Source organism: Streptomyces sp. Ag109_O5-10 (assembly GCF_900105755.1).
Classification (GTDB): domain Bacteria; phylum Actinomycetota; class Actinomycetes; order Streptomycetales; family Streptomycetaceae; genus Streptomyces.
Genome location: NZ_FNTQ01000001.1, coordinates 8,940,865 through 8,965,931 on the forward strand (window position 1 = coordinate 8,940,865; position 25,067 = coordinate 8,965,931).

A 25,067-nucleotide genomic window follows, 5' to 3' on the forward strand; every position below is an offset into this window, starting at 1 on the left:
CGCCCGTCCCGTCCGTGCCGTCTGTGTCGTCTGTGTCGTCCGGGCCGTCCGTGTCGTCCGAAGGGAGCCGTCGATGGGAAACGGACCGTCATCCTCAAACGCGCGGGGCACGAGTTCGCGCCGGCCGGAAGCGTCGCCGTCCGGACCACCGTGCTGCGGGCGGCCGGCGACGACCTGGTCACTGTCACCCCCGACGACACCCTGGACCGGACGGTCCGGCTGATGCGCGAGCACGCCGTACGGCGGCTCCCGGTCGTCGACGGCGACCAGTCGGTGGGCATCATCGCCATCGGCGACCTCGCGATCGAACGCGACGAGACCTCCGCCCTCGGTGACATCAGCGCGGCCCGGCCCGACACCTGACGGCAGGGCCGGGAGAACACCCGAGGCGCTCACGCTCTCAGCCGATCGGGTGCCGCGGTCCGGCCGCGCGAGTGTTTCGCGGCGGCCGGGTGCTCGCCCCGCGCCTCCCGGGCAAGGGATGGCGCGAGGTGAGGAGGGCGTCCGGTGAATCACGAGCACGGTGCGGCGGGGGAGCGGCTGGCGAACGCGGTCGACGCCCGGCTGCCCGTCCACGACGGGGCCGGGCAGCTGCTGCGCAAGTCCTTCCCCGACCACTGGTCGTTCCTGCTGGGCGAGATCGCTCTCTACAGCCTGATCGTCCTGGTGCTCACGGGCGTGTGGCTGACGTTCTTCTTCGAACCCGAGATGCGGGACGTCGTCTACCAGGGGTCGTACGTCCCCCTGCTCGGACAGCCCGTGTCCGGAGCCTTCGACTCCACCCTGCGCATCAGCTTCGACGTCCGCGGCGGGCTGCTGATGCGGCAGGCCCACCACTGGGCGGCGCTGGTCTTCGTCGCCGCGATCGGCGTGCACCTGCTCCGGGTCTTCTTCACTGGCGCCTTCCGGCGGCCGCGGGAGATGAACTGGGCCATCGGCGTCACCCTCTTCGCACTCGCCCTGGCCGAGGGCTTCGCCGGCTACTCCCTGCCCGACGACCTCCTGTCCGGCACCGGGCTGCGGATCGCCCAGGGCATCATGCTGTCGATCCCGGTGGCCGGGACGTACCTCGCGATGTTCGCGTTCGGCAGCGAGTTCCCCGGCCACGACATCGTCCCCCGCCTGTACAGCCTGCACATCCTGCTGCTGCCCGGCGCGCTGATCGCCCTGGTCACCGTCCACCTGATCCTCGTGTTCCACCTCAAGCACACCCACTGGCGGGGACCGGGCCACCGGAACACCAACGTCGTCGGGAAGCCGCTCTACCCGCAGTTCACGGCCTCCTCCCTGGGCCTTTCCCTCATGGTCTCCGGGCTCCTGGTCGTGCTGGCCGGCGCCGTCCAGATCAACCCGGTGTGGACGTACGGCCCCTACCGCCCCGACCAGGTGTCGACCGGCTCCCAGCCGGACTGGTACGTCGGCTTCCTGGAAGGCTCGCTGCGCCTCGTGCCGCCCTGGGAGACGAACTTCGCCGGTCACACCCTCATGTGGAACGTGCTGCTGCCTGCCGTCGTCCTGCCGGCGCTGTTCTTCCTCGTGTTGTACGCCTACCCCTTCGCCGAGCAGCGGCTGACCGGGGAGGGGCGGCAGGAGCAGCACCTCTGCGACCGTCCCCGCGAACGGCCCGTCCGCACCGGGCTCGGCGTCGCCGGGATCACCTGCTACGGCGTGCTGCTGCTGGCCGGCGGCAACGACGTCATGGCGCAGACCTTCCGGATCTCGGTCAACGCACTGACCTGGATCTTCCGGGTCGCACTCGTCCTGGCTCCGGTCGCCGCCTTCCTCGTGACCCGCACGGTGTGCCGGGCCCTGCTGCACGCCGAACAGGAGCGGCTGACCGAGGGCGAGGAGACCGGCGAGGTACGGCAGACCCTCGCCGGCGGCTACGAGAGCGGGCACCGCCCGGTCACGTCGTTCCGGCCGGGCGCCCCGCGCAGGCCGCTCAGTCTTCCTGACCGACCCCCCGATTCACGTACTGGAACACCATCCCGGCAACACCCCGGGCCAGAACACCGAAGCCGATGAGGAACAGCCACAGCCCGAACACCACCCCGGTCGCCGCGAGCGCGAACCCGAGCGCCGTGACGACCGGCCAGGAGCTGTGCGGCGGGAAGAACTCCACCGGCCCGGCCGCCTCCGCCACCTCCGCCTCCTTGCGGTCCTGGGGGCGCGGACCGTGCCGGAGGTAGCTGACCGCGCAGAAGAACGACACCAGCGCGGCCATCCCGAACGCCACGATCAGCGTCGCCGTCCCGGCCGGATCGGCGTGCGACCACACGCCGTAGAGCGCGGCGGCGGCACCGAAGAAGACCGCCACCCCGCCGAAGAGCAGTGCCTCGACCTTCACCGCAGCCCCTTCTTCTCCGCCTGCCGCAGGATCTCCGGATGGTGCAGGTCGAAGGACGGCGACTCCGACCGCACCCGGGGCAGCGCCACGAAGTTGTGCCGCGGAGGCGGGCAGCTCGTCGCCCACTCGAGGCCGCGCCCGTACCCCCACGGGTCGTCCTCCTCGACCCGCCGTCCCGTGCGGGCCGTACGCCAGACGTTGTAGAGGAACGGCAGGGTGGAGACGCCCAGCAGGAACGCGCCCGCCGACGAGAGGGTGTTGAGGAGGGTGAAGCCGTCCGCCGGCAGGTAGTCGGCGTAGCGGCGGGGCATGCCCTCGGCCCCGAGCCAGTGCTGCACCAGGAAGGTCAGCTGGAACCCCGGGAGGAGCAGCCAGAAGTGCACCTTGCCCAGCCGCTCGTCGAGCATCTTGCCGGTGAACTTGGGCCACCAGAAGTAGAACCCGGCGAACATCGCGAAGACCACCGTCCCGAAGAGCACGTAGTGCAGATGGGCCACGATGAAGTAGGAGTCGGTGACGTGGAAGTCGAGCGGGGGCGAGGCGACGAGCACCCCGCTCAGCCCGCCGAGCAGGAACGTCACCAGGAACCCCATCGACCACAGCATCGGCGTCTCGAAGGAGAGCGAACCGCCGCGCATCGTGCCGATCCATGCGAAGAACTTGATCCCGGTCGGGACGGCGATCAGGAACGACATGATCGAGAAGAACGGCAGCAGTACCGCCCCGGTCGCGAACATGTGGTGTGCCCATACCACCGCGGACAGCATGGTGATCGAGGTGGTCGCGCCGATCATCGGCAGATAGCCGAACAGCGGCTTGCGCGAGAACACCGGGATGATCTCCGAGATGATCCCGAAGAACGGCAGCGCCACGATGTAGACCTCGGGATGGCCGAAGAACCAGAACAGGTGCTGCCACAGCAGCGCACCGCCGTTGTGCGCGTCGAAGACGTGCGAGCCGAACTTGCGGTCGGACTCCAGGGCGAGCAGCGCGGCCGTCAGCACCGGGAACGCGGGCAGCACCAGGATGGACGTGAACAGCACGTTCCAGGTGAACATCGGCATCCGGAACATGGTCATGCCCGGGGCGCGCAGGCACAGGACGGTGGCGAGGAAGTTCACCGCGGTGAGCGTCGTCGACACGCCCGACACCACCAGCCCCATCACCCACAGGTCGCCGCCCGCGCCGGGGGAGAAGTAGGCGCTGTTCAGCGGCGCGTACGCGAACCAGCCGAACGCCGCAGGACCGTCCGGCACCAGAAACCCGGAGACCACGATCAGCCCGCCGAACAGGTACATCCAGTACGACAGCGCGTTCAGCCGCGGGAAGGCCAGGTCCGGGGCGCCGATCTGGAGCGGCATGATCGCGTTCGCGAAACCGGCGAACATCGGGGTCGCGAACAGCAGCATCATGATCGTGCCGTGGATGGTGACGAACTGGTTGTAGGCCTGGTCGTTGAGGAACTGCAGCCCGGGACGGGCCAGTTCGGCCCGCATGCCGAGGGCCAGCAGCCCGGCGAACAGGAAGAAGCAGAACGCCGTCACCATGTACAGGCGGCCGATCACCTTGTGGTCGGTCGTGGAGATCCAGCCGAGCAGCCGGCGCCCCAGCGGCGCGGGCAGCCGGGGAGGCGCGGGCTCTTCGGCGACGCGTTGCGAGAGTTCGCTCATGGTCCTCCTCAGCCGTGCCGGGCGCGGGAAGCGCCTCGCGGGTGCTCTGCCCGCCGTTCACGGAAACCGCCGGCTCGCGCACGGACGCGGCCGCCACCTGGGACGACGAACCGGTTCGGCGGGCGAACGGGACGTGTCAGCTGCGGGCGACGCTACCGGGGACCCGCCGAAGACCGGCTCCGCCACGCCTCACCGCCGGGCATTCGATGCCCGGTGGCGGGTACCCGGCGGTGATGGACACAGCACTGGAGCAACTGGCCGCCGCCGGCTCGGTGGCGGGGATGGTCGTCATCGTCGTCTGCGGGGTACTCGTCACGGCCGCGCTGATGGGCGCCGTACGTCTCGGCATCGGGGTGCGGCGGCGGGAGTCGGCACCGCCCCGGCGCTCGGAGCAGCCGAGGCTGCCCGACTCCGGGCCGGTGCGCGAGGAGCAGACCATGCGCGAGCCGAACGAGGTGCCCCGGGCGGCCGAGGGCGGGGAGCGTCTCACCCCGCACCAGCTCGGCAACGCGTCCACCCGGCCGAGCGGGGACCAGGCGCGCCGGCGCTGGCACCCCGGGTCCAGCGGATCCTTCGGAAGCGGGGGCAGCGGCGCGAAGTGACCGACGCGAGACCCCGGGCCCGCTGCACGGGCCCGGGGTTTCGTGGGGTGTGACGCTGGGCCGTGTCGCCCTCAGTGCGTCCTCAGTGGAGGCCGCCGGGGTCGCCGGGCCGGATGCGGCCGCGCCACGCGCCGCTCTCGGCGCCGCGGTGCTCGATGAAGTCCTTGAAGCGGTGCAGGTCCCCCTTGACCCGCCGGTCGATCATGCCGAGCGCGTCCGCGCCCTTCTCGGCCATCCCGGAGGGCTCGATGTCCATGGTGAGCTCGATCCGGGTGTGCGTCGGGTCCAGGGGCTCGAAGCGGACGGACCCGCGCTGGGTCGTGTCGCCGTCGACGGTCCGCCAGGTGATCCGGTCGTCCGGCAACTGGTCGACGATCTCGGTGTCGAACTCGCGACGCACCCCGCCGATGCTGGTGGTCCAGTGGTTGTGCCGGTCGTCGAGCTGCCGGACCTCGTCGACGCCTTCCATGAAGCTCGGGAAGTCCCCGAACTGGGTCCACTGGTTGTAGGCCGTGTGGACCGGGACGTCGACGTCCACGGTTTCCTTGACCGTGCTCATCTGTTCCTCCCTTGTGCGTTAGGGTATGAACCTTTTAGGCGTGCCTGATGCGATTGGTTCGCATTCGCACGGCGGACGGGTACCCGCTTCCGCCGGCGAATCACCCGGGACGGTCCCGGACCGGGCCGGTGGGCGGACCCGCAGGTGAGGAGGGGCCGTGAAGGCGGTCATGGAGAGCGTGCGGATACCCGCCGCGGGAGTGCGGCTCGACGCCGACGTGGCCGTCCCCGAGGCGGCCACCGGGGTCGTGCTGTTCGCCCACGGAAGCGGCAGCGGCCGGCACAGCCCCCGCAACCGCTACGTCGCCGGCGAGCTGTACGCGGCCGGGATCGGCACCGTGCTCGCCGACCTGCTCACCCGCGAGGAGGAGCGCACCGACGCGGTGTCCGGGGCGCTCCGTTTCGACATCGGGCTGCTCGCCGCACGCCTGACCGACCTCGTCGACCGGCTCGGTGAGTACGACCCCGCCGCCGGCCTGGGGCGTGGGCTCTTCGGCGCCAGCACGGGCGCCGCGGCCGCCCTCGTCGCGGCCGCCGCGCGTCCGGACACGGTCCGCGCGGTCGTCAGCCGGGGCGGCCGGCCGGATCTGGCCCCGGAAGCGCTGGCGTCGGTCCACCGGCCGACCCTCCTGATCGTCGGCGAACGCGACCAGGAGGTCCTGCGGCTGAATCAGGCGGCGGCCCGGCGGATCCCGGGCGAGACCCGGCTCGTGGTCGTCCCCGGCGCCACCCACCTGTTCGAGGAGCCCGGCACACTGGAGCGCGTCGCACACCTGGCCCGCGACTGGTTCACCCGCCACCTGCCGGTCTGACGCCGCTCAGGGTGCCGACGGGCGGGCCTCCGTCCGGTCGGCCACCGGCCGGCGCACGGCGAACAGCCACTGCCCGCCGTGCTCGACGGACTCGTCGGGATGACTGAACTGACGGCCCGTCGGCGGCCGGCAGCCTGCCGGGCGCCGGCACGGCTCCTCGCGGAAACCCTTTCTTCACACCTTGACTTAACATCGCGGATATTGCTTGGATCGCAAGTCGCCGTCCACTCGGAGGAGTTGCTGTGAGACGTACGATCACCGCGATCGCGGCCGTGACTGTCATGACCCTGCCACTCATCGCCGCGGGTCCGTCCGGGCAGTCCGGGCGGCCCGGGACCGGCAGCACCGGGCACGGCCAGGTCGTGACCGGCACCTACTCCACCGGCGCCGCGCAGGCGTGGCAGCCCCTGCCGATCGTCAGGACCGGCGCTGACCCGGGCGGTGCCGTCGACGCGGCCGTGGTCGCAGACCCGGGCGCGCCGCGGCAGGAGTACACCGGCATCGGCTTCTCCCTGGACGAGACCAGCGTCTCCAACCTGTGGAAGCTCACCCCCGCCGAACGCGCGAAGGCCGTCCGGCTCCTCGTCGACCCGAAGCACGGCGCCGGACTCGACCGGTTCCGGCTGACCATCGGCAGTCCCGACCTCATCGAGCACCTGCCGTTCTGGTCCGAGGACGACCTGCCCGCCGGCGTCACCGAGGACTTCGGCCTGAAGCACTTCTCCGTGCAGCGGGACATCGACCTGCACATCGTCGACACCGTCAAGCTCATCCAGCACTACAACCCGCACGCCACGTTCTTCGCGTCGGCGTGGAGCGCCCCGGCCTGGATGAAGACGAACAACCGCTTCCTCGGCGAGGTCGCCCTCAAGCCCGGCAGCAGCACGGACTACTACCAGGTCGGCAAGTTGCGGGACGACTGCATCGAGGTCTTCGCCCGCTACTACGTCAAGTTCGTCCAGGCGTACGCCAGGCACGGCGTCCGCGTCGACGCGCTCACCCTGCTCAACGAGCCCGGCATGGACGTCGTCTACCCGGCCATGGACATCAGCGTCGCCCAGCAGCAGAAGCTGGCCCTCGCCGTCAAGCGCGAGATGCGCGCTGCCCGCCTGGACACCCAGCTCTACGTGCACGACTTCAACTTCTGGGACTGGCGCGACCCCAACAGCACGGCGACCAAGAACTACCACCGCATCTTCCAGGACGCCCCCGACGGCTCGGTGACCGGCGCGCAGGTCCGCAAGGCGGCCGACGCCATCGCCTTCCACCCCTACTGGGGCGACCCGACCGTCATGCGCGACGCGTTCGAGGAGTTCGGCAAGCCCGTCCAGCTCACGGAGACCAGCGACCTCTCGCCCTCGACCGTCCTCGACGACTTCCGCCTGGACGCCGGCTCCTACATCCTGTGGGCCCAGACCACCGACCAGGACGGCGGCACCCTGCACTGGACACCGGCCCGCGACAACAACGTCGACTGGGACCAGGTCGCGGCCACCACCAAGTGGAAGGACCGGCTGGTGACCGTCGACACGGAGACCAAGAAGTTCTCCGTCCGCGACGAGCTGTACGGGCTCGGGCAGTTCGCGAAGTACCTCTCGCCCGGTGACGTCCGCCTGGAGTCCAGCGCCACCGAACACGGCATCGGCAACGTGGTCTACCGCACTCGCGACGGCGGCTACGTCACCGTCCTCGGCAACGGCAACGGCACCGACAGCAAGGTCCGGGTCACCGTCGGCGGCCAGAGCTTCGTGACGACCGTACCGGCGGGCTCCTACGCCACCTACCGGTGGCGAGGCCGAGCGTAGGGCTAACCCCCCGGGGTGACAACGGGCTTGCCGGATGGTGGCGGCCGGGCCCGTCCGCAAGGCTGAGAGGAGCCGCGAACACACGCGGTCCGCGCGGTCCGTGCCGTCCGCGCGGACCGCGCAGCCGAGGAGGCCCGCCTTGCTCACCCGCCGTACCGCCCTGCTGTCGGCCGTCGCCGCCACCGCCCTGTCCGCCGTCTCCGCGCGCACCGCGTCGGCCACGCCGTCCGCGGCGGGGCCGGTGCGGCTGACCCTGCCGGCGCCCGGCGGCCCGCATCCGGTGGGGACCGTCTCCCTGCGCCTCGTCGACACCGCACGTGCCGATCCCTGGATCACCGCGCAGGCGTACCGGGAGCTGATGATCAGCGTCCGGTACCCGGCGCGGGACACCGGCGGCCACCCCAGGGCACCGCAGATGCTGCCTGGGGAGGCCGCCGGCTTCACTGCCGTCAACAACCTCACCGACGTGCCCGCCGACAAGGTCGACTGGGCGGCCACCCGGACCCACGCGCACGAGGACGCCCCGGCCGACCGGGACCACGGCCCGTACCCGGTCGTCTGCTACTCACCCGGCACCGGCGACCCGCGCTCCCTCGGCGCCACCCTCTGCGACGATCTCGCCTCCCGCGGCTACGTCGTGGTGATGCTCGACCACACCTACGACGCCACCGCCGTCCAGTTCCCCGGCGGCCATGTCGAACGCACCGTGCTGCCCGCCGAGTACGACAAGGCCTACCCGGACAAGAAGCGGATCAGGGCGCTCCTGAAGAAGACGATCGACGTACGGGTGGCCGACACCCGCTTCCTGCTCGACGAGCTGCCGCGTGCGCTGCCCCGCGCACTGCGCGGCATTTCGGACCTGGACCGCATCGGCATGTTCGGGCACTCGGCAGGAGGCTTCACGGCCCTCCAGACGATGCACGAGGACCGGCGCGTCGCGGCCGGGGCCAACATGGACGGCGTCGTCGCCTACGTCCCGGACGACGGCGACTCCGGTCACCTCTCCACCGTCGCCGCCGAGGGCCTGGACCGGCCCTTCCTGCTGCTCGGCAAGGACGGCAACGACCTGAGCACGGTCCCGTCCTGGAACTCCCTGTGGCGGCACAGCCGCGGCCCGCGCGAGGGCCTGACCCTGCGCGGCGCCGAACACGCCACGTTCACCGACGAGGAGGCGCTGATCCCGCAGATCGCCCGTCGCCTCGGGCTGCCCCGGGCGACGGTCGTGAAGAACATCGGCACCATCGCCCCGGCCCGCGCGATCCCCGTCGCACGGGCCTGCCTCGCCTCCTTCTTCGACCGGCGGCTGCACGGCCGTGAGGTGGCAGGCCCCTCGGCCACTGCCCCGGAGTTGTTGGTGCCTCGGCCTTGGTGAAGGCCCGTCAGGCGGGCTCGGCGCCGAGGATGCGTCCTGCGGGGGAACCGACGGAATGCGCTGGTCGAACAGGCACCCGGCGTCGCAGCCCTCCAGGCGTTGGTCGATGGTTCCGATGGTCAGGCGGTAGAGGTGAGCCGCCGGTGTCGGTGATGCCGCTCGCAGGGCCGTCGAGCAGCCCGTCGCCTTCCACGGGAACGTGAGCCGGTCGTACTGGCCCAGGCATTCCCCGCACGCGCGGCCCGGTGCGGCAACGTGGGCACGCCATTCGGCGCCCTTCAGATGGCGCCGCGCGCATCGACCGGGATTCTTCCGTCCACGACGGGGATGAGGTGGGCGTAGGCGAGGAGGTTGAGGGCGGCGCGGGGCCAGGGCCTGTCGGGCGGGCGGGGACCGCGGTCCCCGCCCGCCCGACGCGGCCATGGTTGATGGCTTCCGGATCATCAGAGGTGCTTCGGTGCGGGCGGTGATGTCCTCGGCGGTGACCCCGGGTGCGGTCTCGACGAGCGCGAGGCCGGCCGGTGTGACGTCCAGTACGCCGAGGTCGGTGATGATCCGGTGGACGCACCGCTCGCCGGTCAGCGGCAGGGTGCACTCCTCGACGATCTTGGGGGTGCCGTCCTTGGCGGTGTGCTCCATCAGGACGATGACGCGCCGGGCGCCGTGGACGAGGTCCATCGCGCCGCCCATGCCCTTGACCATCTTGCCGGGGATCATCCAGTTGGCCAGGTCGCCGGCGGCCGACACCTGCATGGCGCCGAGCACGGCGGTGTCGATGTGGCCGCCGCGGATCATCCCGAAGGACAGGGCCGAGTCGAAGAAGGAGGCGCCGGGCAGGACGGTGACGGTCTCCTTGCCGGCGATGCGTCCGGCGGCCGGCAGCACGCCCAGCCCGCGCCCGTCGACGCCGCAGTTGTTCGACACGACCTCTAGGCCGGTCGCGCCCTGCTCGTGCAGGGCCCGGATCGCGGTCTCGGGTACACCGCTGAGTCCGAAGCCGCCGACGGCCAGTGACGCACCGTCGGGAATGTCGGCGACCGCCTCGGCCGCGCTCGCGCGGACCTTGTCCATGGGCGGGAGGGGGTGGGAGGGCCTTTCCGCTGCTACCGGTGAAGGGCGTCGGAGATCGACTTGACGCCGCCGTGCGCAGTGAGGCCGCCGTCGACCGGGATCTCGGCGCCGGTGATGAAGGACGACTCGTCGGACAGGAGGAAGACCACGAGCGGGGCGACCTCCCCGGCCGTGCCGGTGCGGCCGAGCGGTGTCTCCCGGATGTTCGCCTCGCGAAAGGCGGGCGCCGCGGAGGCGGTCATGTCCGTCTCGATGAAGCCGGGATGGATCGTGTTCACGCGGATGCCGCGGGGCCCCAGTTCCATGGCAGCGGTCTTCGACACGCCGCGCAGCGCCCACTTGCCGGCCGTGTAGGCGACCGGGTAGTGGCCGGTCAGCGCGGCGGACGAGCCGACGTTCACGATCGAGGAGCCGGACGGCATCAGGGGCATCAGGTGCTGGATGCCCAGCAGCGGGCCGGTGACGTTGACCGCGTGGACGCGGGCCATGTCCTCGGGGCGTACGTCGCCGATCCGGGCCCGCCAGGTGATGCCCGCGTTGTTGACCAGGCCGTGCACCTGCCCGTACGCCGCACGCAGGTCGGCGGCGAGTTCCGCCCAGTCCTTCTCGCTCGTGACGTCGAGACGGCGGCAGCCGGGTGCCTGCGTGACGTCGGTGGCGATCACCCGGGCGCCCTCGCGGGCCAGCGCCTCGGCCTCCGCGGCGCCCTGGCCACCGGCCGCGCCCGTGACCACGACGACCCTGCCGAGGAGTCTTCTGGGATGGAGACCGGTCACGGCCGCTCCCTCGTGCGGCGCCGGGCGACGGGAACGGTCATGGGGTCCGGGCCGGCCACCACGGTGTTGGAGACGGAGCCGATGCCCTCGACGGTGAGGGTGACCGTGTCGCCGGGCTTCAGGGGAGGCGGGGACTGCTCACCCCGTACACCCCACAGCTCGGCGAGGCAGCCGCCGTTGCCGCAGGTCCCGGAACCGAGGACGTCGCCGGGGCGGACGACGGTCCCGCGTGAGGCGTAGGCGACCATCTCCTCGAAGGTCCAGCTCATGTTGGACAGCAGATCCTTGCCCACGACCTCGCCGTTGATCTCGGCGGTGAGCGCCAGGCGCAGGAAGCCGTCCGCGTCGCGGTACTTGGCCAGCTCGTCGGCGGTGACCAGGTAAGGACCGAGCGTGGTGGCGGTGTCCTTGCCCTTGCAGGGGCCGAGGCCGACCTTCATCTCGGCGGACTGCAGGTCCCGTGCCGACCAGTCGTTGAAGACGGTGTAGCCGACGATGTGGTCGCGGGCCCGCTCGGGAGTGAGGTCGCGGCCCTCCTTTCCGACCACGGCGGCGACCTCCAGCTCGAAGTCGAGAACGCTCGACCCCGGCGGCATGGGGATGTCGTCGTGCGGCCCGTACACCGCGTAGGGGTTGCCGAAGTAGAACGTCGGGGCCGCGTACCACCGCTCCGGTACCCCGGCAGCCCCGTCCACGGACCGCCGTACGCCCTCGACGTGTTCCTCGAAGGTGACGAAGTCACGCACGGTGGGCGGCTGGAGCGGCGTCAGCAGTCGTACCTCGGAGACGTGGGGGCCGGCCGGGACGTCGAGGGTCGCGGAGCCCGCGGCGAGCAGTTCGGGCAGCCCGCCGCCCTCGACGAGCAGGCCGGTCAGTGAGCTGACACCGGGTAGGGGGTGGAGCGTGCCGTCCTCTGCGACGACGGCCACCTGGCGTCGGTTGCGGTACTCGTACGTGGCGAAACGCATGGCGGTTTCCTGTCGGCTGTCGGCGTGAGGGGTGGCACGAAGGCCGGGGGCGCGGCAGGGGAGTCAGGGCGGTGACAGGGTCACCGCGCCCCCGGGGACTCAGGGCGTCGCCGATCAGACCGGCGGGGCGACGAAGACGCCGCGGTCGACGTCGTTGAACGACTCCTTGGTGACCAGTTCGTTCATCGGGTTGGCCGTGCCCCACTGGTCGGTGACCTCGGGCTTGGAGAAGTCGTAGACGTGCGGGTGCCAGGTGTCCTCGTCCAGCAGCTCCAACTCCGTCGTGTACTCGACCGTGTTGCCGTGCGGGTCGAGGAAGTAGGTGAAGGTGTTGCCGCCCGCCATGTGCCGGCCCGGGCCCCAGATCTTGCGGGCGCCGGAGCGGATGACACGGCCGGAGCCGCGCATGTACTCGTCGATCCCGCGCATCTCGAAGGAGATGTGGTGCAGGGAGGTGTACGGGCCCTTGGCGATGGCCATGGAGTGGTGCTGGTTGCTGATCCGCATGAAGTGCATGACGTCGCCGATGTGCGGATGCCCGAGCGTGTCGGACAGCCGGAAGCCGAGGTGCTCCTCGTACCACGCCCTGGTCTTGTCCAGATCCGGCGAGTTGAGGACGACGTGCGACAGCTTGACCGGGATCGACTCCTTCTCCTCGATCCTGCGGTGCTGCCGCACCTCGACGTCGGCGGAGACCTCGACGGTGCGCCCGTCCACGTCGAAGAACCGGAACCCGTACCCGCCCCCGGGGGTGTCCACCTTGCCCGGCTGGGAGACCAACTGCACGCCGGCCGCGAGAAGTTGTTCGGCGAGGGTGTCCACGTCGGTCGTGTTCGCGGCGCCGTAGGAGACGAGGTCCAGACGCTTCTCGTCGGCCTTGCGCAGCCGGACGACGTACTGCTCGGGGGAGCCCTCGGCGGCCAGGAAGGAGACGCCGGAGTCCTCGGCGACCTTGGTCAGGCCCCAGACGCCGGCGTAGAAGTCGAGTTGCTTGTCGTAGTCCGGCACGGCGAGGTCGACGTGGCGGAGGTGGGTGAGCAGGCGGTTACTCATGGGGGGCTCCTCAGACGAGGTTGAGCAGAGCGGCGGCGTTTCCGCCGCGGACGGAGTGGAAGTCGGTGTCGGGCAGGTCCGCGGCGCGCAGCGCGCCGAGAGGGTCGTCGGTGCCCATGTCGAAGGGGAAGTCGGAGCCGAGCAGCACCCGTTCCCGGCCGACCGCTCGCAGCAGCTCCCGCAGCACCTGCGGGTCGTGGACCAGGGAGTCGAAGTACAGCTGCTTCAGATAGCTGCTCGGTTCCCGCTCACAGCCCCGGGCGTCGGGACGGGCCCGCCAGGCGTGGTCGGAGCGGCCGATGTGGGTGGGCAGGTAGCCGCCGCCGTGCGCCGCGATCAGCTTCAGACCCGGATGACGGTCCAGGACGCCGGAGAAGATCAGGTGGGAGAGGGCGACCGCGTTCTCCGTGGGCTGGCCGACGGTGTTGGACAGGTACCACCGGTCCAGGCGCTCGTCGAGGGTGCAGCCGAACGGGTGCAGGAAGAGGAAGGCGCCCGTCTCCTCCGCACGGGACCAGAGGGGTTCGTACGCCGGGTCCGACAGTTCGTGGCCGAGCGCGTGCGAGGAGATCTCCACGCCCCTCAGCCCCTGGTCCAGGGCGTGGTCGAGCAGGCCGACCGCGAGGTCGGGATGCTGGAGCGGGACCAGGCCCAGGCCGTGAAGACGGTCGGGAGCCTTCGCACAGTGTGCGGCGGTGCCCTCGTTGGCCAGCCGGCAGACCTTCCCGGCCAGTTGGGGCTCTGCCCAGTAGTGGTAGTGGGACGGCGAGGGGCTGACCAGCTGGATGTCCACGCCCTGCGCGTCCATGGCCGCCAGGCGCACCGCGGCGTCCGTCAGCTTCGGCACCCGCGCCCCGACCATCGGACCGTTGACGGCCAGCGCCGCCGGGCCGTTGCGGCGGGCGTCGAGCTCGCGGGCCTCCGCGAGACCGGGATGACCGGCGACGGCCTCCTCGACCTCCGGGAGCAGGAGGTGGGCGTGGACGTCGACGGTCGGCGCGGAGGATGCGGTGGTGGTCACGGGCGCTCCTTGAGGAGGTTCATGGTGCGGCCGACCAGCCCGGCCATGTCGGCGTCGCGCACACCGTCCAGCTGCCACTGGCCGATCTGCAGGGACGCCGCGACGACGGTGCGCACCCGGGGGATACGGCGGTCGTGGTAGGCCTGGAACAGTTCGTCGTCCCAGTCCCGTCCGCTGGTGAGCAGCTCGGCGAGGACGAGGGCGTCCTCCAGGGACATCGCCGCGCCCTGGGCCATGGTGGGCGGGCAGCAGTGGGCGGCGTCGCCGATCAGCACGATCCGGCCCCGGTGCCAGGACCCCTCCACCAGCAGGTGGTCGAACCAGGTGTAGTTGACCTTCTTCGGGTCCGTGATGTGCTCGGTGATCTCCGGCCAGACCCCGCCGTAGCTCTGCGCCAGGCGGCGCATCTCGTCGGCGTAGGTGGCCGGGTCGATCGAGGCGCGGTCGCGGCACGCTTCGACGACGTACGCGTAGATGGTGTTCTCGCTGGTGGGGCAGTAGCCGGCGATGTAGGCGGGGCCGCCGTAGGCGAGGTCGGTGCGCGTCACGCTCGCGGGCCGCGGGGCGGCGATGCGCCAGATGCCCATGCCGGTCGGCTCGGGTTTGTCGGTGATGCCGATCGCGGCGCGGGTGGCCGAGTTGAGACCGTCGGCGGCGATCACCAGGTCGTATCTGCCCTCGGTGCCGTCGCTGAAGCGCACCGAGACGCCGTCGGCGTCCTGCTCCAGCGCTTCGGCGGTGGTGCCGAGACGAACGTCGGCGCCGGAGGCGAGGACCGCGTCGATGAGGATCTGCTGCAGCTGGGGGCGCTGCATGCCGAGGGTCGCGGGCAGGTCCTCCCCGCCGGTCTGGATGTCCTCGGCGACGAACAGGACGGTGCCGTCGGGGGCGGTCACGCCCAGCGATCCGAAGGCGTATCCGGAGGCTTTCACCTGGTCCCACACGCCCAGTTCGCGCAGGACCCGCAGGGCGTTGCCCTGGAGGGTGATGCCGGAGCCGGTGGTCGCGTTCCAGTCCGGCTTGGCCTCGATCAGGTCGACGGCGATGCCGGCGCGACGCAGCAGGACGGTGACGGCGTTGCCCGAGGCGCCCCCGCCGATGACCAGGACGGTGGGTGTGCCCCCGGCCGGAGGCTGGGGGAGAGTGCGGCTGTCGGCCATGTCGGGGATTCCTCCCGGGGTTGGGCCGCGCGACATCGGGCGGCGGGGCTGCGGCTCGCCCGCCGCGCGTGCGGGCCAGAGGAGGGGACGGGGGTGCGGGGCCGGATGCGCCGCTGCTGTCCGGGGAACGGCGCACCCGGCGGTTGTGCGGGTTACTTGACGGCGATCGGGTTGACCGGGGAGCCCACCGCGCCGGTGACGGGGAGGGGAGCGGCGGTGAGCCAGAACTCGTACGCGCCGTCGTCGGCGCAGTCGGCGGCGAGTGCGTCGAGGTCCCACATCTCGCCGATCAGCAGGCCCATGTTGGGGATGACGACCTGGTGCAGCGGCTGGAAGGCGCCCTCGAACTCGTTGGGACGGACCTCGAAGCCCCAGGTGTCGGTGGCGACGGCGGCGATCTCACTGCCGTGCAGCCAGCCGGCGGTGGTGAACGACAGGCCGGGCGCGGGGCCGCCCGCGTAGTCGCCCCAGCCGTCGCGCCGTGCGCGGGCGAGGTGTCCGGTGCGGACGAGCACGATGTCGCCGCGGCCGACGGTCACCCCGTGGGCCTCGGCGGTCCGGGTGAGGTGCTCCTCGGTGATGGCGAACCCGTCGGGCAGTTCGCCGTCGGTGCCGACGACCTGGCAGACGTCGAGGAGCACGCCGCGTCCGGCGACGTGCGGCGCCATGTGCTCGATGCCGGTGACGAGGTCGCCTTCGGAGGTGACCACCTTGTCGGCGCGCCGCCCGTTCCAGGCGAATCCGTGGTCGAAGATGTGGCCCAGTCCGTCCCACTGGGTCGAGCACTGCAGCGGCATGGCGATCACGTCGTCGGCGCCGCCGATGCCGTGCGGGAAACCCTGGTTGCCCAGCGCCGCGTCGGTGCCCGTGTCGAGCATGGTGTGCACCGGGTTGGTCCGCCGGCGCCAGCCCTTCTGCGGGCCGTTCATGTCGAACCGCTGCGACAACGAGAAGCTGACGCCGCGGCGCACGAGCGCCGCGCCCTCGCGCCGCTTGGCCTCGTCGAGGAAGTTCAGCGTGCCGAGCACGTCGTCCTCACCCCAACGCCCCCAGTTGGAGTACGCCTTGGCGGCCTCGGCTATCGCGCCCTCCGGGTCGCGGCGGTCCAGGCTCATGCCGTGCCCTCCGCGACACAGCGGGTGCGCTGCACGCCCAGACCGGTGATGGAACCCTCCATGACGTCGCCGTCGCGCAGCAGGCGTCCCCAGTGGATGCCGTTGCCGGCCGGGCTGCCGGTCAACACCAGGTCACCGGGCAGGAGTTGAGCCGTCTGCGAGGCGTACGACACCAACCGGGCGACGCCGAAGAGCATGTCCTTGGTGGACTCGTCCTGCATGGTGTCGCCGTTGAGCTTGAGCGTGACCCGCAGGTCACCGGTGTCCGCGATCGACTCGGCCGGTACGAGCCACGGGCCGAGCGGCGTGAAGCCGGGGGCGTTCTTGCTGCGCAGCCAGTCGGTGCCGATGGCCTTCATGTCCCGGCGGAACACGGTGGCGCGATCGGTGAGGTCGTTGGCGATGGTGTAGCCGGCGACGTACTCCAGGGCCTCCTCGACCGTCACCCGGTAGGCGGGCTTGGCGATGACGGCCGCCAACTCCAGCTCCCAGTCCGGCTTTTCGGCCCAGGCGGGCAGGACCACGTCGTCGTACGGGCCGGTGATCGCGCTCGGCAGACCGATGAAGACGTACGGCAGGTCCTCGGCGGCCCGGCGGTCCATGACCGCGGCGATCTCCGCACGGGCCTCCTCGACCGTGCGCGGGTCGTCCGGGGAGCGGTGGGCGACCTCCAGGTCGATCACGTGTTGCCGGTAGTTGGCGCCGGACTGGAAGATCTGCCGCGGCTCGATGGGGGCGTGCACCCGCAGGCCCTCCAGTGGCCGCCGGCCAGGGGAGTCCTCGTCCGCCAGGACGCGCAGGACGGGCAGCGCCTCCTCCCACCGCTCCACCACGGCGCGCACGCTGGACGGCGCCCAGGCCAGGACACCGCTCAAGTCGAGTACCCGGCCCATGGCCAGGAGGCCGGGAAACGGCTCCCCGTCCTGAGTGGAGAACGTGCCGAGCGCGAACGGGCCGGCAGGTTGCGCGAGCGTTGCCATCCGATTTCCTCCTGCTGGGGTGCGGTCTACTCTGGCCCCCATCGGTCAATCACGGAAATCAATCCTGTGGATGTGCCGAATCCATGCCATGGATGACTCTCGCTTGCTAGGTGGTTGCCCGGTGAACCTGTCCCGACTCGACCTCAATCTGGTCCTCGCCCTGCGCGCGCTGCTGGAAGAGCGCAATGTCACCCGGGCCGGCGAGCGCATCGGGCTGAGCCAGCCCGCCATGAGCGCGGCGCTGTCCCGGCTGCGCCGCCATTTCGACGACGACCTGCTCGCCCGGACCGGCAACGCCTACGAGCTGACCCCGCTCGGCACCGCCCTGCGCGACCGCAGCGCCACCGCGTGCGACCTGCTGGAGCGGGTCTTCTCGAGCCAGGCCGACTTCGACGCGGCCGCCGAGACCCGCGAGTTCACGCTGCTCGCCTCCGACTACGGAGCGGCCGTCTTCGGCGCCGCACTCGCCCGCACCCTGCACCAGGAGGCGCCCGGCATCCGGCTCACCTTCCAGCACCCGGCACCGTCCGTCGTGGAGAACACCGCCACCGTGCTGAGCACCGTCGACGGACTGCTGATGCCGCACGGCGTCATCGACGGCTTGCCCGCCGTCGACCTCCACCAGGACCGCTGGCTGTTCCTGGTCGCAGACGACCACCCCGAGATCGGTGACGAACTCACCCTGGACCAGCTGGGGCGTCTGCCCTGGGCCGTCTACCAGCGTCCCTACGACGCCCCGGCCGCCCGCCAGCTCAGCATGATAGGGATCAGTCCCCAGGTGGAGGTGTCCGTGCAGACCTTCCAGCTGCTGCCCCACATGGTCGAGGGCACCCGCCGGATCGCGATGATCCAGGAGCGCCTGGCGCGCAAGGCGGTCCGCTCCGCCGCGGTGCGCGTCCTGCCCTGCCCGTTCGAGGCGGTACCGGTGCGGGAGGCGATGTGGTGGCACCCGGTGCACGCGCAGGACGCGGGCCACATCTGGCTGCGGCAGAAGGCCGCGGAGGTGGGCGCGACGCTGCTGGGCAACGGCTACGGCAATGGCAAGGGCGCAGGGAAGGCCGTGCCCGTCGACCAGAGCGCGGGGCTGCCGCCGGGCCGGCTCTGACCGGGCCCGGCGGCAGCCCGTGAGCGACGCGCTGTCGGCGGGCGGACTGGCCGCCCTCAGAACGACCGCTCCGGCAACGGCCGGGGATCGACGGCACCCGTACGGCGGCGGGCCGCCCACAGCCCCGCCGCGACGAGGGCGGCGGCCAGCCCCAGCACGCCCACCGCACCGGCGAGACTGCCGACGGCAGCCTCCCCGGCGAGCAGCACCAGCGGGCAGACGAACTCACCGCCGAAGAAGGCCGCCGTCCACAGCCCCGTGCCACGGCCGCGGTCCTCGAACGACAGACGGGACATGGCACTGGTGAGCAGGGCGGGAAGCAGCATGCCGGTGCCCACACAGTTGACGACCGCCCCGATGACCAGCAGCGGGGCGTTGCCCGCGAGGAACATCACCCCGAAGCCGACCGCGCAGACCGCGAGAACGACGGGAAGCATCGGGTCGGGAGAACGCTTGAGCCGGGCGAAGGTGACCGCTCCCCCCACGGTGGCGGCACTGGCGGTGGCGGTGGCCAGTCCGATCACGCCGGTGTTCTCCACCCCGAGGTCGTCGAGCAGGTACGACATCTCCACCGGGACGGTGTAGAAGACCATCGCCCCGAAGAAGGTGAGGGCACAGATGCCCGCCAGCTGCCGCAAGGGGAACGGGCGGCGGGCCTCCGCCTCGGCCGGAGCCGCGGCCGGGACCTCGTCGCCGTCCGCACGGGCCGCCGGATCGGGCAGGGCGGTTGCCATCAGCGGGGCCAGCACCAGGCTCACGGCGTACACCCAGAACGGCACCCGCCAGCCCGCCGATCCGGCGGCGCCGCCGAGCACGAAGAAGACGGTGGCCGATGCCGAGGCGCACATGGTCTGCAGGGCGAGGTACTTCACCCGCTGCCGGCCACTGTAGTAGTCGCCGATCAGGGTCGTGCAGGCTGTCATGATCGCGGCCTCGGCGACTCCGACGAGGGCGCGGCCGGCGATGATGCCACCCAGCGAGTCCAGCCACAGCGGGGCCGTGCCGAACGCGGCGTACAGCAGGGTCGCCACGACCAGCAGGCGCTTGCGGCCCACCCGGTCCACGATCACACCGGCGAACGGGGCCAGCAGTGCCAGCGCGAGCGCCGGGACGGTCAGCGCGAGGGGCACCAGCGCCTTGGCCCCCGGGACCGACGCGAAGTGGTCCTGCATCTTCGGCAGTACCGGGGCGATCAGCACCGCCCCCAGGATCGGCAGACAGCTGCCCGCCATCAGCAGGGTCACCCGCAGCAGATGGGCCGGGCCCGACACGGCGGCGGCTGACGGAGCGGTGGCATCGACCGCGGCGGGAGGCGGCGGGGGCACGGAACCGGGCATGGCGACTCCAGGGAACGGAAAGGGAGCGGGCATGCCTCACGGGCGCCGACGACGCACGGCATGCTGGGGGACGCGCACGCCGGCGGCATCCGGACAGCGGCGTGCGGTAGCGACGACTATGGGGGCGCCAACGCGCCGGTGCCATCCCCAGCGCGATCCGAATCCCGTATCCGGGTTATCCACGCGGTGGATGCAATCGGTAACCGTCACCCGGACGAAAGACGTGCACGGCCGTTCCTGCGCGCGAACAGCGGTGTCCCGGAGCTCGGTCGTCCCGGCTCCCGGGACACCGCCCAAAGCCGGCAGCCGGCACGGTCGCGCACGCCAGGCAGCGTCAGCGGACAGGGCAGCGGCAGGACGCGCCGACAGACGGCGACGGCGACCGACGCCCCCGCCGCGTGGGCCGGCCGGTCCTGCGCTCCAGCTCCGCCCAGCCCACCGCCCGCCGGTCGTCGGCGACGGCGACCTTCCCGCCGTGGCGCACGGAGTTCTCGGCGAGCAGCTCCGAAACCGGCCGCACGGCCACCGTATGCTCCACTCCCACCGGCCCCCTTGGTGCAACAGCCCTGCCGGCCAGCCCTGTTGGCGAGGGAACCGAGGACCGCGCCGCAGCCGTGCGTGGCTCGCTGGGCCGGGCGCTTTCCCAGGAGGAGGGCCTCGCCGGGGCCTGGGTTGCAGCGGCTGCCCGACCGGCGTTTTCTGGAAGTATCCGATGGTGGAACTAGAGCGCCCAGAGTCGCGGCACGGACCGGGCCTCGGTCCCGGCCGTCTCTGCCGGCCAGGCCTCGGGCCGCGCGGTCCGTCGTCGTACGGCGTTCGACGCGGAGGTGAACCAGGTGAAAGCCGTCGTCTACGAGAAGCCCTTCACCGTCACAGTCAGGGACGTCGACGATCCACAGATCCAGCACCCGAACGACGTGCTGGTACGGGTTACGTCGACCGCCATCTGCGGATCCGACCTGCACATGTACGAGGGGCGTACGGCCGCGGAGGCGGGCATCGTCTTCGGACACGAGAACCTCGGCATCGTCGAGGAGATCGGCTCCGGCGTGATCTCGCTGTCCGAGGGCGACCGGGTGGTCATGCCCTTCAACGTCGCCTGCGGCTTCTGCAAGAACTGCCTGGCCGGCAAGACCGGTTTCTGCCTCACGGTCAACCCGGGCTTCGCCGGCGGAGCCTACGGCTACGTGGCCATGGGCCCCTACAAGGGCGGCCAGGCGGAGCTGCTGCGCGTACCGTTCGCCGACTTCAACTGCCTGAAGCTGCCGCCGGGCAACGAGTTCGAGACCGACTTCGTGCTGCTCGCGGACATCTTCCCGACCGGCTACCACGGCTGTGAGCTCGCCCGGTTGTCCCCCGGCGAGAGCGTCGCCGTCTTCGGCGCCGGCCCGGTCGGTCTGATGGCCGCGTACTCGGCGCTGCTGCGGGGCGCGTCCAAGGTGTTCTCGGTCGACCGGGTGCCCGAGCGGCTCGCCAAGGCCGAGCAGATCGGGGCGATACCGATCGACTTCACCAAGGGCGACCCGGCCGAGCAGATCAAGGAACAGACCGGGGGCGAGGGCACGGACAAGGGCGTCGACGCCGTCGGCTACCAGGCCCAGGCGCACGACGCGAGCCACGAGGAACCCGCCGTCGTCCTGAACGCCCTCGTCGACACGGTACGGCCGACCGGCATGCTCGGCGTACCGGGCCTGTACGTCCCGTCCGACCCGGGCGGACCCGACGAGCACGCCAAGCACGGCCTGCTGCTGGTGTCCATCGGTCGGATGTTCGAGAAGGGGCAGCAGATGGGCACCGGTCAGTGCAACGTCAAGCAGTACAACCGGCAGTTGCGCGACCTGATCATCGCCGGGCGGGCCAAGCCCAGTTTCGTGGTCTCCCACGAACTGCCGCTCGAGGAGGCACCGGGCGCCTACGAGAAGTTCGACCAGCGGATCGAGGGCTACACCAAGGTCGTCCTGCACCCGGGGCACGCTCTCGCGGCGTAGCACCGTCGCCGGCGCAGCGCGGTGGACCCGGTCACGTCAGCCTCGCGCCGGGGTGAGCGCGGTGATCCACTCGGCGGGCCAGGGGGCACTGTTCCGCTCCGTCCCCTGCGGCACGTGGACGACGGTATAGCGGCCGGCCGCGGCGAGTTGCCGCGGCCGGCCGTCGATCTCCTCGCCCCACACCTCGAAGCCGAACGTCATCGAGGAGGTGCCGACGCGTTCGACGGTCAGGACCGTCGTCACCTCCTGCTGGAACCAGAGCGGTGCCGTGAAGTCGGCCTCGTAGCGCACCCGTGGCGCGGCGCCGAAGTAGCCCACGAGGCCGCGCTCGCGTACCAGCGCGGCCTCGGCCGCCTCCACGAACCGCACCACCGCGGTGTTGTGGTAGTGCCCGGAGGCGTCGGTGTCCGGCCACTCGACCCGGCACCGGTGTATGGCGCGGACACCGTCGGTACCGGCACCAGCCGGCTTGTATTGCGTATTTTTCACGGTCGTCAAGTGTAGTCAACAAGCCGAGGTCCGGTGCAAGACCCGGTACCGGTCGATCGCCCGTCGCAGCTCGGCCGCATCGAAGTCCGGGACGGCCTCGCCCTGCGCGTACCTCAGGATCCGCGCGGCGAGGGTGCGCACCTTGGTGTTGGTGCGCTGGGACATGTCCCGCAGGACCCGCCAGGCCTCGTCCGGGGGGATCCGGCCGTAGGCGACGACCGCGCCGATGGCCTGGTCGATGACGGCGTGCGAGGTGACGGCCTGCTGCAGTTGGGCGTTCTCGGCCCGAAGCCTTTCCAGCTCGACGGCCAGTTCGGTGACCGACAGCAACCGCAACGGCTCCGTGCGGGAGATCGCGAAGAACGCCATGGATCGCCTCGTGGGGGATGGGGTCCGGGGTCGGCTCAACGCCTTCCCCCGGATCCCATCCGTACACCGCGCCGGCCCCGCGGGGGCGCTGGGGGAGGAACCACGCGACCAGCCACGACGGCGCCGCGGCCGGCAGCCGGCCCTCCCGGCGGAGCGCCTAGCCGCGGCGCCCCGCGGGGGCGTTCCGGTCCTCCCCGGCCGACGACGTGGCGTCGCCGCCCGCCTGTCCCGGGATCGCCGCCGGTTCCGCCCGGTCGGCGTGGCCCGGCCACCAGGCCGCGTGGCCGATCAGCGCCGTGAGGCTCGGGGTGAAGAACATCGCCATGACGAAGGCGGCCACCGCGATGCCGAAGGAGACCGCGAAACCCATCTCGGTGAGCAGCGAGTTGCCCGCCAGCATCATCGTGGCGAAGGTCGCGGCCAGGATGAAGCCCGCCGCGGCCACCGTCGGCCCGGCGTGCCGCAGTGCCATCCCGGCCGCCTCGCGCGGCTCCCGGCCCTCGCGGGCCTCCTCCCGGAGCCGGGCGATCATGAGGATGTTGTAGTCCGTGCCGATGGCGACCACGAAGAGATACATGATCACCGGCAGCATGAACATCAGACCCGGCTTGTGCTGCGCCTCCTGGAAGATCCAGACCGTGGCGCCGAGGGTCGAGCCGAAGCCGAGCCCGACGGAGGCGATCAGGTACCAGGGAGCGACCACGCTGCGCAGCAGCAGCCCCAGGATCACCATGATCAGCAGAGCGGCGACCGGGAACACCGTGCGGTAGTCGTGGTTGACCGCCGAGTCGATGTCCTTGTAGATCGAGGACATGCCGCCGACGAGCGCCTCGGTCCCCTCCGGAGCGCCGGCGTGCGCGACGTCCCGCACCCGGCCGACGGACTCTATGGCCTTGTCCGTTGACGCCTCGTACTTGAGGGTGACGGTGAAGTCCGCCGTGGTCCCGGCCTTGTTCACCTGGGCCATCCGGGCGTTCGCGACCCCGTCCACGGCCCCGAGCTTCCGCGCGTACGCGCCGAAGGCGGACGTGTCCAGCGGCTTGCCGTCGGTGCTGGAGAGGTAGACGTCGGTGGGCGCGGCGGCACCGGCCGAGTACGCCTTCTGCATCTGGTCCTGGACGACCATGGACTCCTTGGTCTTGGGCATCGAGCCCGACGCGAGGTCGAACGTGGCGTGGAAGCCCAGCGTGCCCAGCGACAGCACGACCAGGACCAGCCCGGAGACCATCGCGGTCAGCCCCGGACGGCGCTGCACTCCACGGCCCAGGGCCGCGAAACGGGCGTTCGACGGCTCCTGCTGCCAGGACTTGGACGGCCAGAACACCTTGGGGCCGATCAGCGAGACCACGGCCGGGATCAGCGTCAGCCCCGCGATCAGGGTGACGGAGACCGCGATGGCCAGCGCCGGGCCCATCTGCTTCAGGAAGCCCAGTGTGGAGAGCACCAGCGCGAGGAAGGCGATGATGACGGCGCCCGCCGCCGAGGCGATCGCCTCACCGACCCGGCCGACCGCGTTGACCATGGCCTCCTTCGGTTCGTCTCCCGCGCGCAGGCGTTCGCGGTAGCGGAACATCAGGAACAGGAAGTAGTCCGTGCCCACGCCGAACAGCACGACGATCAGGATCGACGACACGGAACTGTTGGCCTGCAGACCGAACAGCTTGGTGGCGTACGCGATCAGCCCGTTGGCGATGGCCGACACCACGCCGATCAGCACCAGCGGCAGGAACGCCAGGATCGGCGCCCGGAAGATGATCAGCAGGGTCACCAGGATGATCACGAAGGTGCCGACGCCGATCAGCGCCTCACCGCGCTTGGAGGAGTCCTGCTGGTCGAGGGCCTGCGCCGCCGAACCGCCCAGCTTCACCTCCAGGTTCGTGCCCTTGGCCAGTTGCTTGACGTCGTCGCGCAACACCTTCGCCGCGTCCGCCTGCACGGGCTGACCGGCTTTCTTGCTGTCCATCTGCACCAGGATCAGGTCGTACCTGCCGTCCTTCGACGGCTGGCCGGGGACGACCTTCTGGACCTGGTCGATGTGCTTGCCGCCCAGTTCGGTGGCGAACCTGGCGACGTCCTTCGTGTCCTCGGCGGTGAGCTTGCCGCCGTCGGTGCGCTGGTACAGCGCGATCGCGGACGGGGTGAAGGCGCTGGGGAACGCCTTCGCCTGGAGATCGGCCGCTTTGATGGACTCGTAACTCTTGGGCAGGAAGCTGCTCTCGTCGCTGTTCGAGGGCAGGCTCGGGGCGGTGGCGACGATCGCCACCGCCGCGATCAGCCATGCCACGATCGTCCAGACAGGATGTCGGACGACGGCACTGCCAATTCGTCGGAACATGCGGAAGGTCCTCCTGGGTAGGAAGATCACCGCAGCCCGGGGAGCGGACCCTGGCATCGGCGACCCCGACCGGCACGCATCCGACGAGCCGGTCGCTTGGTTGTCTTGACGCCATATGTTAGAGATCAGCTGTG

The 25,067-nt window shown here is 71.2% G+C and carries 21 protein-coding genes and 2 pseudogenes; 8 read left to right on the forward strand and 15 right to left on the reverse strand.

Annotated elements, in window-relative coordinates; all coding sequences use genetic code 11:
* Positions 1–144 precede the first annotated feature (144 nt).
* A pseudogene (locus BLW82_RS45925) lies at positions 145–363 on the forward strand (CBS domain-containing protein); the annotation flags it as partial.
* 144 nt (positions 364–507) lie between these two features.
* Positions 508–2,025, forward strand: coding sequence for a cytochrome bc1 complex cytochrome b subunit (locus BLW82_RS40660; protein ID WP_093507184.1), 1,518 nt, complete (start codon positions 508–510; stop codon positions 2,023–2,025).
* On the opposite strand, the gene BLW82_RS40665 is transcribed toward BLW82_RS40660, so the two are convergent.
* Positions 1,943–2,347, reverse strand: coding sequence for an aa3-type cytochrome oxidase subunit IV (locus BLW82_RS40665; RefSeq protein WP_093507185.1), 405 nt, complete (start codon positions 2,345–2,347; stop codon positions 1,943–1,945). The two genes, BLW82_RS40660 and BLW82_RS40665, sit on opposite strands and share 83 nt — an antisense overlap.
* A complete protein-coding gene (gene ctaD / locus BLW82_RS40670) occupies positions 2,344–4,017 on the reverse strand; it encodes an aa3-type cytochrome oxidase subunit I (protein WP_093507187.1) in 1,674 nt (557 codons plus the stop codon). The genes BLW82_RS40665 and ctaD overlap by 4 nt, the downstream gene beginning before the upstream one ends.
* Positions 4,018–4,250: 233 nt before the next feature.
* On the opposite strand from ctaD, the gene BLW82_RS40675 reads away from it, so the two are divergent.
* The gene (locus tag BLW82_RS40675; protein ID WP_177233226.1) at positions 4,251–4,619 is read left to right on the forward strand and encodes a DUF6479 family protein; all 369 of its coding nucleotides are present in this window, start codon (positions 4,251–4,253) and stop codon (positions 4,617–4,619) included.
* Positions 4,620–4,701: 82 nt separating this feature from the next.
* Here the strand turns inward: BLW82_RS40675 and BLW82_RS40680 are convergent, their stop codons facing one another.
* Positions 4,702–5,178 (reverse strand): SRPBCC family protein, encoded by a 477-nt coding sequence (locus BLW82_RS40680; RefSeq protein ID WP_093507189.1) that lies wholly within the window; start codon positions 5,176–5,178, stop codon positions 4,702–4,704.
* Between the two features lie 157 nt (positions 5,179–5,335).
* Between BLW82_RS40680 and BLW82_RS40685 the strand changes: the two genes are divergently transcribed.
* The 3 genes from BLW82_RS40685 (at position 5,336) to BLW82_RS40695 (ending at position 9,166) form a co-directional block, all read left to right on the forward strand.
* Positions 5,336–5,989 (forward strand): dienelactone hydrolase family protein, encoded by a 654-nt coding sequence (locus BLW82_RS40685; RefSeq protein ID WP_371131452.1) that lies wholly within the window; start codon positions 5,336–5,338, stop codon positions 5,987–5,989.
* Positions 5,990–6,231: 242 nt separating this feature from the next.
* A complete protein-coding gene (locus tag BLW82_RS40690) occupies positions 6,232–7,794 on the forward strand; it encodes a glycoside hydrolase family 30 protein (RefSeq protein ID WP_256216131.1) in 1,563 nt (520 codons plus the stop codon).
* A gap of 139 nt (positions 7,795–7,933) precedes the next feature.
* The gene (locus tag BLW82_RS40695; RefSeq protein WP_093507191.1) at positions 7,934–9,166 is read left to right on the forward strand and encodes an alpha/beta hydrolase family protein; all 1,233 of its coding nucleotides are present in this window, start codon (positions 7,934–7,936) and stop codon (positions 9,164–9,166) included.
* A gap of 435 nt (positions 9,167–9,601) precedes the next feature.
* Here the strand turns inward: BLW82_RS40695 and BLW82_RS40700 are convergent.
* From BLW82_RS40700 to BLW82_RS40735, 8 genes and pseudogenes are all read right to left on the reverse strand, one after another.
* Positions 9,602–10,237 (reverse strand): annotated as a pseudogene (locus BLW82_RS40700) (CoA-transferase); the annotation flags it as partial.
* A 32-nt stretch (positions 10,238–10,269) separates the two neighbouring features.
* Positions 10,270–11,013: an SDR family oxidoreductase gene (locus tag BLW82_RS40705; RefSeq protein WP_093507193.1), complete on the reverse strand. Its 744-nt coding sequence runs from the start codon at positions 11,011–11,013 to the stop codon at positions 10,270–10,272.
* Positions 11,010–11,981 carry a fumarylacetoacetate hydrolase family protein gene (locus BLW82_RS40710; RefSeq protein ID WP_093507195.1) on the reverse strand — a complete coding sequence of 324 codons (972 nt, stop codon included), beginning with the start codon at positions 11,979–11,981 and terminating at the stop codon, positions 11,010–11,012. Before BLW82_RS40710 ends, BLW82_RS40705 begins: the two co-directional genes overlap by 4 nt.
* A gap of 114 nt (positions 11,982–12,095) precedes the next feature.
* Positions 12,096–13,034 (reverse strand): VOC family protein, encoded by a 939-nt coding sequence (locus BLW82_RS40715; RefSeq protein ID WP_093507197.1) that lies wholly within the window; start codon positions 13,032–13,034, stop codon positions 12,096–12,098.
* 10 nt (positions 13,035–13,044) lie between these two features.
* A complete protein-coding gene (locus BLW82_RS40720; RefSeq protein WP_093507199.1) occupies positions 13,045–14,055 on the reverse strand; it encodes an amidohydrolase family protein in 1,011 nt (336 codons plus the stop codon).
* Positions 14,052–15,215 carry an FAD-dependent oxidoreductase gene (locus tag BLW82_RS40725; RefSeq protein ID WP_093507202.1) on the reverse strand — a complete coding sequence of 388 codons (1,164 nt, stop codon included), beginning with the start codon at positions 15,213–15,215 and terminating at the stop codon, positions 14,052–14,054. Before BLW82_RS40725 ends, BLW82_RS40720 begins: the two co-directional genes overlap by 4 nt.
* A 152-nt stretch (positions 15,216–15,367) precedes the next feature.
* A complete protein-coding gene (locus tag BLW82_RS40730) occupies positions 15,368–16,330 on the reverse strand; it encodes a cyclase family protein (RefSeq protein WP_093507204.1) in 963 nt (320 codons plus the stop codon).
* The gene (locus BLW82_RS40735; protein ID WP_093507206.1) at positions 16,327–17,310 is read right to left on the reverse strand and encodes a fumarylacetoacetate hydrolase family protein; all 984 of its coding nucleotides are present in this window, start codon (positions 17,308–17,310) and stop codon (positions 16,327–16,329) included. Before BLW82_RS40735 ends, BLW82_RS40730 begins: the two co-directional genes overlap by 4 nt.
* Positions 17,311–17,431: 121 nt before the next feature.
* On the opposite strand from BLW82_RS40735, the gene BLW82_RS40740 reads away from it, so the two are divergent.
* Positions 17,432–18,415, forward strand: a complete 984-nt coding sequence (locus BLW82_RS40740; RefSeq protein ID WP_093507208.1) for a LysR family transcriptional regulator — start codon at positions 17,432–17,434, stop codon at positions 18,413–18,415.
* Positions 18,416–18,471: 56 nt separating this feature from the next.
* Here the strand turns inward: BLW82_RS40740 and BLW82_RS40745 are convergent, their stop codons facing one another.
* Positions 18,472–19,752: an MFS transporter gene (locus tag BLW82_RS40745; protein WP_093507210.1), complete on the reverse strand. Its 1,281-nt coding sequence runs from the start codon at positions 19,750–19,752 to the stop codon at positions 18,472–18,474.
* 836 nt (positions 19,753–20,588) lie between these two features.
* On the opposite strand from BLW82_RS40745, the gene BLW82_RS40755 reads away from it, so the two are divergent.
* Positions 20,589–21,740 carry a glutathione-independent formaldehyde dehydrogenase gene (locus BLW82_RS40755; RefSeq protein WP_093508549.1) on the forward strand — a complete coding sequence of 384 codons (1,152 nt, stop codon included), beginning with the start codon at positions 20,589–20,591 and terminating at the stop codon, positions 21,738–21,740.
* Between the two features lie 36 nt (positions 21,741–21,776).
* Here BLW82_RS40755 and BLW82_RS40760 read toward each other — a convergent pair whose 3' ends face one another.
* The 3 genes from BLW82_RS40760 to BLW82_RS40770 all read right to left on the reverse strand — a co-directional run bounded on the left by BLW82_RS40760 (position 21,777) and on the right by BLW82_RS40770 (position 24,933).
* Positions 21,777–22,229 carry an acyl-CoA thioesterase gene (locus tag BLW82_RS40760; RefSeq protein WP_177233227.1) on the reverse strand — a complete coding sequence of 151 codons (453 nt, stop codon included), beginning with the start codon at positions 22,227–22,229 and terminating at the stop codon, positions 21,777–21,779.
* 15 nt (positions 22,230–22,244) lie between these two features.
* The gene (locus BLW82_RS40765) at positions 22,245–22,598 is read right to left on the reverse strand and encodes an ANTAR domain-containing protein (RefSeq protein WP_093507215.1); all 354 of its coding nucleotides are present in this window, start codon (positions 22,596–22,598) and stop codon (positions 22,245–22,247) included.
* A gap of 157 nt (positions 22,599–22,755) precedes the next feature.
* On the reverse strand, positions 22,756–24,933 hold the full coding sequence (locus tag BLW82_RS40770) for an MMPL family transporter (protein ID WP_093507217.1): 2,178 nt from the start codon (positions 24,931–24,933) through the stop codon (positions 22,756–22,758).
* Between the last annotated feature and the right edge of the window lie 134 nt (positions 24,934–25,067).